Source organism: Qipengyuania sp. SM2507, from assembly GCF_053714505.1.
Map to the genome: position 1 here is coordinate 1,509,018 of NZ_CM132307.1, position 12,100 is coordinate 1,521,117.

The 12,100-nt window shown below is 64.4% G+C and carries 10 protein-coding genes; 1 reads left to right on the forward strand and 9 read right to left on the reverse strand.

The window, feature by feature from the left end:
- The first annotated feature begins 5 nt into the window (after positions 1 to 5).
- The gene (locus ACWIKC_RS07360) at positions 6 to 2,633 is read left to right on the forward strand and encodes an ATPase (RefSeq protein ID WP_454596866.1); all 2,628 of its coding nucleotides are present in this window, start codon (positions 6 to 8) and stop codon (positions 2,631 to 2,633) included.
- Position 2,634: 1 nt separating this feature from the next.
- Here the strand turns inward: ACWIKC_RS07360 and ACWIKC_RS07365 are convergent, their stop codons facing one another.
- Genes ACWIKC_RS07365 through ACWIKC_RS07405 form a run of 9 tightly spaced genes read right to left on the reverse strand, consistent with a single transcriptional unit; the run spans position 2,635 to position 12,083 of the window.
- Positions 2,635 to 2,907, reverse strand: a complete 273-nt coding sequence (locus ACWIKC_RS07365; protein ID WP_454596867.1) for a DUF1467 family protein — start codon at positions 2,905 to 2,907, stop codon at positions 2,635 to 2,637.
- 4 nt (positions 2,908 to 2,911) lie between these two features.
- The gene (locus tag ACWIKC_RS07370; RefSeq protein WP_454596868.1) at positions 2,912 to 4,564 is read right to left on the reverse strand and encodes a ribonuclease J; all 1,653 of its coding nucleotides are present in this window, start codon (positions 4,562 to 4,564) and stop codon (positions 2,912 to 2,914) included.
- Positions 4,561 to 5,352: a type III pantothenate kinase gene (locus ACWIKC_RS07375; RefSeq protein ID WP_454599462.1), complete on the reverse strand. Its 792-nt coding sequence runs from the start codon at positions 5,350 to 5,352 to the stop codon at positions 4,561 to 4,563. The genes ACWIKC_RS07370 and ACWIKC_RS07375 overlap by 4 nt, the downstream gene beginning before the upstream one ends.
- Positions 5,353 to 5,361: 9 nt before the next feature.
- Positions 5,362 to 6,075, reverse strand: a complete 714-nt coding sequence (locus tag ACWIKC_RS07380; protein WP_454596869.1) for a biotin--[acetyl-CoA-carboxylase] ligase — start codon at positions 6,073 to 6,075, stop codon at positions 5,362 to 5,364.
- Positions 6,072 to 7,532: an NADH-quinone oxidoreductase subunit NuoN gene (gene nuoN / locus ACWIKC_RS07385; protein ID WP_454596870.1), complete on the reverse strand. Its 1,461-nt coding sequence runs from the start codon at positions 7,530 to 7,532 to the stop codon at positions 6,072 to 6,074. The genes ACWIKC_RS07380 and nuoN overlap by 4 nt, the downstream gene beginning before the upstream one ends.
- Positions 7,532 to 9,091, reverse strand: coding sequence for an NADH-quinone oxidoreductase subunit M (locus ACWIKC_RS07390; protein WP_454596871.1), 1,560 nt, complete (start codon positions 9,089 to 9,091; stop codon positions 7,532 to 7,534). Before ACWIKC_RS07390 ends, nuoN begins: the two co-directional genes overlap by 1 nt.
- Positions 9,091 to 11,151: an NADH-quinone oxidoreductase subunit L gene (nuoL, locus tag ACWIKC_RS07395; RefSeq protein ID WP_454596872.1), complete on the reverse strand. Its 2,061-nt coding sequence runs from the start codon at positions 11,149 to 11,151 to the stop codon at positions 9,091 to 9,093. The genes ACWIKC_RS07390 and nuoL overlap by 1 nt, the downstream gene beginning before the upstream one ends.
- A gap of 6 nt (positions 11,152 to 11,157) precedes the next feature.
- A complete protein-coding gene (gene nuoK, locus ACWIKC_RS07400) occupies positions 11,158 to 11,463 on the reverse strand; it encodes an NADH-quinone oxidoreductase subunit NuoK (RefSeq protein ID WP_454596873.1) in 306 nt (101 codons plus the stop codon).
- Positions 11,460 to 12,083, reverse strand: coding sequence for an NADH-quinone oxidoreductase subunit J (locus ACWIKC_RS07405; RefSeq protein ID WP_454596874.1), 624 nt, complete (start codon positions 12,081 to 12,083; stop codon positions 11,460 to 11,462). Before ACWIKC_RS07405 ends, nuoK begins: the two co-directional genes overlap by 4 nt.
- Between the last annotated feature and the right edge of the window lie 17 nt (positions 12,084 to 12,100).

A 12,100-nucleotide genomic window follows, 5' to 3' on the forward strand; every position in this document is an offset into this window, starting at 1 on the left:
CACGTATGAACACAGGACCGCATATCCGCGCCGTGGAGGGAGACGAGACCGACCCGTCTTCCGAAACGCTTGTTGACGGCGAGGCCCAAAACTCCGCCCTTGCGGAAGAATACGTCGTCGACGAAGAGCTAGAATGGGTCGAGGCTACGCCGCCAAAGCTGGGTTTTTCCTGGGTTACTCCCGCCTTCGCCATGCTGGTCATTCTGGGCTGGACGGGCTTCTTCGGCTGGGCCAACCGCGGTGATATCCTCGCAGGTGGCACGCCGCAGCAGTGGATCGGTTGGATTACCGCTTGGGCCGTTCCCGTGTTGCTGGTGGTTGGTATCTGGCTGCTGGCGATGCGCAACTCCTCCCGCGAAGCCCACCGCTTCGGCAATGCCGCACGCGTGCTCTCGCTTGAATCGGAGCGGCTCGAGGAGCGGCTGCACCATATCAACCGCGAGCTCAGCATGGCGCGCGAATTTCTCACCACGCAGAGCCGCGAGCTGGAATTCCTCGGTCGTTCGGCGAGCGAGCGGATTTCCGAGCATGCGGGCCGGTTGCAGGAACTGGTGCACGACAATGGGGCGCAGGTCGATGCGATCGCCAGCGTCAGCACCACAGCCGTGGAGAATATGTCCAAACTCCGCGACAATCTGCCCGTGATCGCCACTTCGGCGCGCGATGTTTCCAACCAGATCGGCAGCGCCGGTCGTACCGCCAAGGCACAGCTCGACGAGCTGGCGTCGGGCTTCGCGCGCCTCAACGAATTCGGCGAAGCGAGCGAGCGCCAGGTGGGATCGCTGCGCGAGCGGATCGATGGCACACTCGACGAGCTTGGCGCGCGGCTCGACCAGATCGACGCCGCGGCGTCCGATCGCTTCGCGGCGCTGCGCGCCGACAGCGAAGCCTTCCGCACCGAACTCGACGGGCGCGAGATTGATGCGCTCGCCCATATCCGGACGCGCGCAGAGGCATTGCGAAACGAGATGAACGAATTGGCGCAGGCGCACCGCGAGGACGAAAACGCCGCGCTGGTGGATCTGCGCTCGCGGATCAGTGCGCTGCGCGACGACGCTGCGGCCACCGCTCAAGCGGTCCGCGATGGCGAGGAAGCGGCACTGTCCGCGTGGCGCAGCCAGATCGAAGCTCTGCACGAGCGGCTGACGGCCGTGCTCAAGGAAGTCACGCGACTCGATTCACAGTCTCTCGATGCGTCCAACCGGAAACTGCACGCGCTTATCGCCGAAGCCGAGGGCGTCGATCTCAGGCTCGCGCAGCGCGAGGAGACGTTCAACACCCACATCGCCGAGCGCCGCGAGGAATTCGCCGCTCTCGAGGACGGTGCACTTGCGGCGCTGGAGGACCGGCTCGCAGCACTCGACAGCGATTTGGCCGAACGGCGCGATACGCAGGCAATCCATATCCGCTCACTGGCCGAACAGGGCGAGGCACTGGCCGAGCGGGTCGCCGAACTCGGGGCGCAGATGGGAGTCGTTTCCGATCAGGGCCGCGAGACGGGCGACGCGCTGGCAGCCGCCGTCGCCAATCTGCGCGATACGCTCGCGCAGAGCCGTGGCTCACTCGACGGGACCGACGAAGCCGTTGCCGGTCTCACCGATGCCAGCGTGCGCTTGCTTGAGTTGATCCAGGCCAGTGCCCGGCATGCCAAGGACGATTTGCCCGTCGCGATCGCCGATTTCGAGCATCGCCTCGCCGATGCCGAGGGGCGCACCGGCCGCCTGCGCGCGACCATGGACGAAGCCCGAGAGGCCGGGACCGCGCTCACCGAAACCGTCGATCTGGCCGGGGACCACAGCCGCGCCGCCATCGCCACGATCGGCGAATTCCGCGAGACCCTTTCCGGCACGATCGCCGAGCAGGCCGAAGCGCTCGACGGATTGCGCGATCGTCTGGACGCGGTCGATTTGCAGAACGTCGCGGTCGCCGAACGGGCCCGCGAGGACCTGACCGCCGCAATAGCCGAACTGGAAGAGCGCGCCCGCAGCGCGCTGACTTCAATCGAGGGGGACCACGCCGCCCGCATCCGCAAGCTTGCCGACCGCGTGGGCGAGGCCAGCGCCGCAGCGATCGACCGCGCGGTGGAAGAACGGGCCAGCGAGGCGATCGGCTCGCTCGACGAGGCCAGCGACCGCGCGACCGCGGCGAGCCGCGAGGCAGCGCTGTTCCTGCGCGACCAACTGGCCAAGGTGAACGAGCTGGCGAGCAATCTGGAAAGCCGGGTAAGCCGCGCGCGCGAGATGGCCGAGGAACAGGTCGACAATGACTTCAGCCGCCGGGTCGCGCTGATCACCGAATCGCTCAATTCCAACGCGATCGATATCGGCAAGGCGCTGTCGACCGATGTCACCGACCGGGCCTGGACCTCGTATTTGCGCGGCGATCGCGGTATCTTCACCCGCCGCGCGGTACGCCTGCTCGACAACACCGAAGCCCGCGAGATTGCCGAAATCTACGACGCCGATCCGGATTTCCGCGAGCATGTCAGCCGCTACATCCACGATTTCGAGGCGATGCTGCGGACGTTGCTCTCGACGCGCGACGGCCATGCGTTGGGCGTAACAGTGCTCAGCTCGGATATCGGCAAGCTCTATGTCGCGCTGGCGCAGGCCATCGAACGCCTGCGCGAATAGCTCAGTCCTCGCCCAGCCCGACGAGGTCGAGGTCTTGTGCGGTAATCCACCCGAACTCGTAATTGGCCATATAGAGCGCGGTCAGTACCGCTGCGATCACTGTTGCCCGCAACACCAATTGACCGGGCCGGAAATTCGCCGGTGCGCTGTCGGCCTGGCCCGGAATCTTCTCCAGACCGAGCTCGTCATGCGTCCGCACCCCGAAGGGGAGCATGACGAAGGCCGTCATCACCCAGACCAGAAAATAGATCGCGAGAATTGATGTCCACTGCATCGCGTCACCCCTCGCGCGGCATGAGCACGCGGACCTGCGGCTTTTTGCCGGACCAGCGCTGGGCGGCTCGGCGGGCGGCGAGCCGGGCGGCCTCGTGGATTTCGCCGCGGTTCTGGCGCGACTTGCCCTTGAGGCGGGCAATCGCTTTCACCACATCGGCCTCCGCTTCGGCGACGAAAGCGTCGTAATCCTCGTCGAGCGGAAGGCCGACCCCTTCGACACGGGGCAGGAGGCGATCGTCGAGTGCTACAATCAACACTCCGTCGAGCGCGATCCGGCGACGCATTGTGATCGCGTCACCATTTGCGGGCAGTATGATGTCGCCATCAAGCACCAGCCTGCCGGAGCGAACCTCGCCGATCTTGCCGGGCTTGCCGGGGGCGAGCCGGACCATGTCGCCGTTCTTCTGATAGACCGAATGCGGGATCCCGCGCGAGCGGCCAAGCCGGACCTGTTCCTGCATATGGCGCACCTCGCCATGGACCGGCACCAGGATCTCGGGCTGGAGCCATTCGTAGAGCGCCTCGAGCTCGGGGCGACCGGGATGGCCGGAAACGTGGATATCGCCCTCGCGGCCGCTGACCAGTACGATGCCGCTTTCAGCGAGCTTGTTCTGGATCGCGCCGATCGCGACTTCATTGCCCGGAATCTGTCGGCTGGAGAACAGGATCACGTCGCCCGCAGTCAGCTCGATCTGATGGTTGCCCTCGGCGATGCGGGCCAGCGCGGCGCGCGGTTCGCCCTGCCCGCCGGTGGCGATGATCAGCACTTCACCGCGGGGCAGACCCATGGCGGTTTTGAAGTCGATCGGCTTGGGCATATCCTGCAGATAGCCATTGTCCTGCGCAACCTCGATGATGCGATCGAGCGAACGCCCGGCGACGCAGAGCTGGCGTCCGGTTTCGCGCGCCACTTCGCCCAGCGTGTGCAGCCGCGCGACATTGCTTGCGAAGGTGGTGACCAGAACGCGGCGGCCGGAATGCTTGCGCACTTCCTCGAGCAACCCGCGATATACTCCGCCTTCCGAGCCGCTCGGCTGCGGGTTGAAGACGTTGGTACTGTCGCAGACCATTGCGAGGATGCCCTCGTCGCCGATCTCGCGCAGCTCTTCCTCGGTGGTCGGCTCGCCGACGATCGGGTCTTCGTCAAGCTTCCAGTCGCCGGTGTGGAACACGGTGCCATGCGGCGTTTCGATCAGCAGCGCGTGCCCTTCCGCGATGGAGTGAGCCAGCGGGATATAGGTCACATCGAAAGCGCCGACCGAGAACTGGCCGTGATCGTGGTCGATGATGTTGAGTTCGACATCGTCGACCAGCCCCGCCTCCTGCAGCTTGCGGCGAATCAGGTCGGCAGTGAAAGGCGTGGCGTAGAGCGGGACGCCCAGTTCGGAGGCGAAATAGGGGATCGCGCCGATATGGTCTTCATGCGCATGGGTCAGCACGATGCCGTCCAGCATGTCGGCTCGCTCCTCGATGAAGTCGAGATCGGCGAACACCAGATCGACGCCGGGGTATTGCCCGCCGGAAAAGGTCATTCCCAGATCGACCATCAGCCAGCGACCGCGGCAGCCGTAGAGATTGACGTTCATGCCAATTTCGCCGGAACCGCCGAGCGCGAGGAACAGCAATTCGTCTTCGGGGGTGAAATCCTTTTTCAAGAGCTGTGCCGATCCGCCAGAATGGCCAGGCCCTCGAGCGTCAGCTCGCTGTCGACATGGTCGAACAGCCCAGTATGCTCGTCGAACAATACGGCGAGCCCGCCGGTGGCGACCACTTTGCAGGGTCTTCCGATTTCCGCTTTCATGCGCGTAACAAGTCCTTCGATCATGGCAATGTAGCCCCAGAATACGCCGATCAGCATTTGATCTTCGGTGTTGCGTCCTATGACGCTGTCACTGCGTGGCTTCTCTATGGCAATGCGCGGGAGCTTGGCAGTGTTCCCCACCAGTGCGTCCAGCGAGAGATTGATGCCGGGCGCGATGATGCCGCCCTTGTACGCACCGGTGAAGTCCACCGCATCGACGGTGGTCGCAGTGCCGAAGTCGATCAGGATGAGATCGCCCTCGTATCGCGCATGAGCGGCGATGGCGTTGAGCGCGCGGTCGGCGCCGAGCGAGCGCGGCTCCTCGACATCGACCTCGAACCCCCAACCGTCTTCTCCCGCCCCGGCGACGATCGCTTCGACGTCGAAATACTTGCGCGCGAACAGCGTGAGATTGTGGACCGCGCGCGGCACCACCGAGCCGATGATGAACTGGTTGACGTCGTCGCGGCTGTAGCCTTCGATCTGGAGCAGCTGGAGCAGCCAGACCGCGTATTCGTCGCCCGTCCGGCGCGGATCGGTGGCGATCCGCCAGCGGGTGCGGATCGTGCGCCCGCCCTTCCCGTCCTTTTCGAACAGGGCAAAGACGACATTCGTGTTTCCGACATCGGCGACGAGCAACATTGTCATGTCCTAATTTGCGAGCATCACGTCGCCGGCGTGAATGACACGCTCCGACCCGTTGTCCAAGCGCAGCCTGAGCGAGCCTTCGGGCGAGAGCCCTGCGAAGCATCCGCAGATCGCAGTCTCCCCGGGCGGATTGACGGTCAGAGCAGTCCCCAATCGGTGCGCCGCAGCTTCCCAGCGCCGGATCAGCGGTTCCAGCCCGTAGGTCCGCCAGCGATCGAGCTCCGCGGCAAAATGCGTGGCGAGGCTTTGGGCGAAAAAATCGCGGGAGGGCACCGGGCCAAGCTCTGCGAGTGCGATCGTCGCGCGATCGGGCAGTTTCGGCGCGGCGGCTAGGTTGACCCCGATACCGACGACGATGGCATCATCCTGCCGCTCGAGCAGGATGCCCGCCAGCTTGGCGCCGGCGTAGAGCAGATCGTTGGGCCATTTGAGCGTCAGCGCCGAAGCTTCGGCGAGCAGCGGCAGCACTGCCTCGTGGACCGCCACCCCCGTTACCAGCGCCAGCGTTGCGGGCGAGGGATCGCGCGGGCTCAGCCTGACGATGGTCGAACCCATGAAATTGCCCGTGCCGTCGAACCAGTCGCGCCCCTGACGGCCGCGCCCGGCGCTCTGGCGGTCGGCTACCAGCCAGTCGCCCTCGCCCACGCGCTCGCCGGAACGCAGCGCGGCGAGCAGGTCGGCGTTAGTCGAGCCGGTTTGCGATACGGTGCGGATCAAACGACGGTGAAGAGCGCGGCGGCGGCGCCGTCGGCAACCGCGCCCAGCCAGGGCGTGAGCAGATAACCGAGCGGCGAAACGATCAGCACGCAGATTCCGAGCACGACCCAATGGCCGAGGGGGCTCTGCGTCTCGGCCTCGCGGACGGGCTCGTCGAAGAACATCACCTTGACGAACTTGATGTAGTAGAAAGCGCCGATCACGCTGGCGGCGATGCCGATCGCGGCGAGAATGATCATGTCGGCCTGAACCGCGGCCTGGAAGACCACGAACTTGCCCCAGAAGCCGAACAGCGGCGGGATACCCGCCAGGCTGAACATCAGCAGCAGCACACCCCAGGCGAGCGCGGGCCGTACCGTGGAGAGCCCGGCGATATCGGTAAAGGTCTCGAGCTGCTCGCCATCGCGATCACGCAGCATGAGGACAGCCGCGAAGGCACCGATGGTCATGGCGACATAGATGGTAAGGTAGACCAGCACCGCGCTCACGCCCGAAGGCGTTGCCGTGGCGAGGCCGATCAGGATAAACCCGACATTGTTGATCGAACTGTAGGCGAGCACCCGCTTGAGGTTCTCCTGCCCGATAGCACCCAGCGCACCGACCACAATCGAAGCCATTGCCGCGAAGATCACGATCTGCTGCCAGGCCTCCACCTGCGCGCCGAAGGCGTCGATCGCCATCCGCACCAGCATCGCCACCGCCGCCACCTTGGGTGCGCTGGCAAAGAAGGCTGTAACCGGTGTCGGCGCGCCTTCGTAGACGTCCGGGGTCCACATGTGGAACGGAACCGCGGCGATCTTGAACGCGAGACCGGCCAGAACGAAGACAACGCCGAACAGCGCCCCGGTAGAGAGACCATCGGCGAAGGCGATGCGGATGCCGACATACTGGGTGGTGCCGGAGAACCCGTAGACAAGGCTCATGCCGTAAAGGATGATGCCCGAGGCGAGCGCGCCGAGAATGAAGTATTTGAGCCCCGCCTCGCTCGATTTGGTGTCATCGCGCAGGAATGCGGCGAGGACGTAGGACGAAAGGCTCGAAAGCTCGAGACCGATATAGAGCGTCATCAGGTCAACGGCGGAGACCATCATCCCCATGCCGACCGCGTTGAGCAGCAGCAGCACCGGGTACTCGGCGCGGTAGGCGCCGCGGCGTTCGAAATAGCGCGGGGTCAGGACCAGACAGGCGATGGTCGCGAGATAGATCAGCAGTTTGGCGACGCTGCCGAAATCGTCCATCCGATAGAGCCCGCCAAAGGCATCGGCACCCATCTCGAAAGAGGGATCGAGCAGCAGGTGCCCGGTCCAGAAGGTCGCGCCGAACAGCGCCGTGATCGCGACCACCGTGGCGAGTTTGGCCGCATCGCGCATCCATGCCGCAAACAGCAGCAGGACCAGCGCTGCGCCCGTCAGGATCAGCTCGGGTGCAATGATGTAGAAGGAGCTTGCGTAATCCATCAATGGGCGCCCTCGCTTGCGCCTGTGGCGGCGCCATGGGCGCCTTCGATATAATTGGCTTCATGCGCGCGCGGCGTGCCGACCTGGGGACGCGAGTCCCCTTCGGGCGCGGCTCGGGCGAGCCGCGCGTCGAGCGCGGCGATGTCGGCGCGCATCGGCGCGAGGAAGCTTTCGGGATAGACCCCCATCCACAGCACCGCCGCTACGATCGGGCCGAGCATGACCCATTCGCGCAAGCTCAGGTCGGACATGGCAGCGGCATCGGCATTCTTCTGCACCCCGAAAGCCACCCGGCGGTAGAGGTAGAGCATGTAGGCAGCGCCAAGGATGATGCCCGTCGTCAGCACCAGCGTGGCCCAGGTCGAGACCTGATAGACGCCCGCCAGCGCCAGGAATTCGGCGACAAAGCCGCTGGTCCCGGGAAGGCCGATGCTGGCCATGGTGAAGAACAGGAAGAACAGCGCGTAGCGCGGCATGTTGATGGCTAGTCCGCCGTAGCGGTCGATCTCGCGGGTGTGCAGCCGGTCGTAGATCACCCCGACGCAGAGGAACAGCGCGCCCGATACCAGCCCGTGGCTGAGCATCATAACCATCGCGCCCTCGAGGCCCTGGACATTGAAGGCGAACAAGCCGGCAGTGACGATCGCCATATGCGCAACGCTCGAATAGGCGATCAGCTTCTTCATGTCGTGCTGCACCAGCGCGACCAGCGACGTGTAGATCACCGCGATCATCGACAGCGCGAACACCAGCCACAGGAATTGCGCCGAGGCCTCTGGGAACATCGGCAGGCTGAAACGGATGAAACCGTAGCCGCCCAGCTTGAGCAGAACGCCCGCCAGGATGACCGAGCCCGCCGTGGGCGCCTGGACGTGCGCGTCGGGCAGCCAGGTGTGCACCGGCCACATCGGCATCTTCACCGCGAAGCTGGCGAAGAAGGCCAGCCACAGCCAGGTCTGCGCGCTGGGCGCGAAATCATACTGCATCAGCACCGGGATGCTGCTGGTGCCCGCGACGTTCACCATCCACAGCATCGCGATCAGCATCAGCACCGAGCCGAGCAGCGTGTAGAGGAAGAATTTGTAGCTCGCGTAGATGCGGTTGTCCCCGCCCCAGACGCCGATGATCAGATACATCGGGATCAGGCCGGCTTCGAAGAAGATGTAGAACAGGAACATATCCTGCGCCGCGAACACGCCGATCATCAGCAGTTCCATGAACAGGAAAGCGGCCATGTATTCGCCGACCCGGCGCGTGATCCCCTGCCAGCTGGCGAGGATGCAGATCGGCATCAGGAAGACGCTCAGCATGATCAGCATCAGCGCGATGCCGTCGATCCCCAGCGCATAGTCGAACCCTGCGAACAGCTCGGCGCGCTCGGTGAACTGCCATTGCGCGCCGCCGATATCGTAATTGACCCACAGCAGCACGCCGAGCGCCAGGTCGATCAGCGTCGCCACCAGCGCCACCATCCGGGCCGTCGGCGCAGTCAGGAACAGGCAGGCGATGCCGGCAACCAGAGGGACCAGCAGCATTAGCGAAAGGATCGGGAAATCCATCAGAACAGCACCCAGGTAATCGCGGCAATCAGGCCCAGGAGCATGACCAGAGCATAGCTATAGACGAGCCCGTTCTGCGCCCGCTTGGCGAGCACGCTGCCGCGCTGGACAACCCAGGCCGCGCCATCGGGACCGAAGCGGTCGATCGTGCCGACATCGCCGATTTTCCAGAACTGGCGCCCGAGCCAGAAGGCGGGCTTGACGAAGATGGCGTGGTAGAGCTCGTCGAAATACCACTTGTTGTAGAAGAAGCGGTATACCGGGCCGAGCTGCTCGGCCGCCTTGGCAGGGATAGAGGTATCCTTCACATAGGCCAGCCAGGCGATCGCGAGACCGATCAGCATCACGATCGACGCGGCCAGTTTCACCAGCAGCGGCACCGCGTGCATCTCATGGATCAGCGCCTCGTTGTAGAAGATCGAACCCTGCCAGAACCCGGCACCGTCTAGGAAGGCATGGCTGAACACCCAGCCTGCAAAGATCGCACCCAGCGTCAGCGCGCCCAGCGGCACCAGCATGGTGAGCGGGCTTTCGTGCGGATGATAGCCCGCGGTCCCCGCCTCGTAGTTGGGCGAAGGAACGGTGTGGCGGACGTCGTGGCCTGCATCTTCCTGCGCCGCCGGGTTGTGATCCTCGGAATCCTCGTGCCCGGCATGGACGGCGTGCTGGATATGCTCGCTGTCGGCCCAGCGCGGCTTGCCCCAGAAGGTCAGGAACATCAGCCGCCAGCTGTAGAAGCTGGTCAGCAGCGCGGCGAAGGTACCCATCCAGAAGGCAAAGGTGCCCATCTCGGTGCCGCGCGCGAAGGCCACTTCCAGAATTGCGTCCTTGGAATGGAAGCCCGCGAAGCCCGCGCCGAGCCAGTAGATCCCGACCCCGGTGATGGCCAGCGTTCCTGCCAGCATCGCCCAGAAGGTGAAGGGGATTTCCTTACGCAATGCACCGTAATAGCGCATGTCCTGCTCGTGATGCATGGCATGGATCACGCTGCCAGCGCCGAGGAACAGCAACGCCTTGAAGAAGGCGTGGGTGAACAGGTGGAACATCGCCGCGCCATAGGCGCCGACACCTGCGGCGAAGAACATGTAACCAAGCTGCGAACAGGTCGAATAGGCGATCACCCGCTTGATGTCCCACTGCGTGGTCCCGACCGTGGCGGCAAAGATGCAGGTCGCCGCGCCGATGAAGGTGACGACGCCGAGCGCGATCGGAGCGGTCTCGAACATCGGGCTTAGGCGGCAGACCATGAACACGCCCGCGGTCACCATCGTGGCGGCATGGATCAGCGCGGAGACGGGCGTGGGCCCCTCCATCGCATCGGGCAGCCAGGTGTGGAGGCCCAGCTGCGCCGATTTGCCCATCGCCCCGATGAACAGCAGGATGCACAGCACATCCATCGTCGAGACGCGGTAGCCGAGGAAGCCGATGGTCGCACCGCTCATGCCTGGAGCCGCAGCGAGGATCTCCGGGATCGAGGTGGTGCCGAACACCACGAAGGTGCCGAAGATGCCGAGCATGAAGCCCAGATCGCCCACGCGGTTGACCACGAAGGCTTTTATGGCCGCGGCGTTGGCCGACGGCTTCTTGAACCAGAAGCCGATGAGAAGGTAGCTCGCGAGGCCCACCCCTTCCCAGCCGAAGAACATCTGGACGAGGTTGTCGGCGGTCACCAGCATCAGCATCGCGAAGGTGAACAGCGAGAGATAGGCGAAGAAGCGCGGCTGGTCCGGATCCTCGTCCATATAGCCCCAGCTGTAGAGGTGGACGAGCGCGGAGACGGTGGTGATCACCACCAGCATCACCGCGGTAAGCGTATCGACCCGCAGCGCCCAGTCGAACGACAGATCGCCCGATTGGACCCATTGCAGCACGGGAACGACCCCCGGCTCGGCACCGCCCGCGACGAAGGCCAGGAAAATCGGCCAGCTCAGCGCGCAGGATAGGAACAGCGCGCCGGTCGTGATCAGCTTGACCAGCGTGTTGCCAAGCGCGCGATTGCCCAGCCCGCCCACGATGGCGGCCAGCAGCGGCAGGAAGACGATGAACAGGATCGATTGCACGCGTGCTTACCCCTTGAGCCGGTCGACACTGTCGACCGCAATCGTGCCGCGGCCGCGGAAATAGATCACCAGGATCGCCAGCCCGATCGCGGCTTCGGATGCGGCCACGGCGAGCACGAACATCGCGAAGATCTGGCCAGTCAGATCGCCCAGAAAGGCGCTGAAGGCGACCATGTTGATGTTTACCGCCAGCAGGATCAGTTCGATCGCCATCAGGATGATGATGATGTTCTTGCGGTTGAGGAATATCCCCAGCACGCCGAGCACGAACAGGATCGCGCTGACGACGATGTAATGTTCGATCCCGATCACAGCTCGATCCCTTCGCCGATGGTGGGCCGTTTCATAACGGTCGCCTCGTCGGGGTTGCGGCGAACCTGCTTACCGATGTTCTGATGGCCGCGATGCGCGCTGTCGCGCTCGCGCAGGGTCAGGACGATCGCCCCGACCATGGCAACCAGCAGCACCAGACCGGTCGCCTCGAACAGGAACAGGTATTCGCTGTAAAGCAGCGCACCCAGGCTCTCGGTGTTTCCGGCCCCGATGATGGGGGCCACGGTCCCGCTCGGTGTTCCGAGCACGATCTCGCCCGCGCGATATGCCCCGATGCCGAGCACCAGCTCGGCCAGCAGCACCAGTGCGACGGCGATGCCGAGCGGGAAATTGCGGATGAAGCCTGCGCGCAGCTCAGCGAAATCGATGTCGAGCATCATCACCACGAACAGGAACAGCACCGCGACCGCGCCGACATAGACGATCACCAGCAGCATCGCGATGAACTCGGCCCCTACCAGCACCATCAGCCCCGCCGCGTTGAAGAAAGCGAGGATCAGCCAGAGCACCGAATGCACCGGGTTGCGCGCGGATATCACCATGACCGCCGAGGCGATCACGAGCACGGCAAAGAGGTAGAAGGCGAAAGTTTGGATCATCGAAGTATCTTGGGAGC